The organism is Thioclava sp. UBA3469 (genome assembly GCF_002378135.1).
GTDB lineage: Bacteria > Pseudomonadota > Alphaproteobacteria > Rhodobacterales > Rhodobacteraceae > Thioclava > Thioclava sediminum.
In genome coordinates this window covers 10,480-10,730 of record NZ_DFRG01000256.1, presented here as the reverse complement: position 1 = coordinate 10,730, position 251 = coordinate 10,480, and the positions used below count along the sequence as shown (strand labels likewise).

Below are 251 nucleotides of genomic sequence, written 5' to 3'. Positions count from 1 at the left end.
TCGATCCCGCCCGGCATCACGTAGCAGCCGGTCGCGTCGATCTCTTCATCGCCTTTCAGGTTCGGACCGATCTCGATGATCTTGCCGCTGTCGATCAGCACATCCGCCTTGTAGGTCAGATCGGCGGTGACGATGGTTCCGTTCTTGATGACTTTGGTCATTGTTTACCTCCCACGAAGGTCTTCCGCCTTCGATTTGGTTCAAATATCCCGGGGGTGAGGCGCTTAGCGCCGAGGGGGCAGCGCCCCCTC

The 251-nt window shown here is 59.0% G+C and carries 1 pseudogene; it reads right to left on the bottom strand.

The features are described 5' to 3' along the window. A pseudogene (locus B3D39_RS18870) lies at positions 1 to 161 on the bottom strand (dihydropyrimidinase); the annotation flags it as partial. Positions 162 to 251 lie beyond the last annotated feature (90 nt).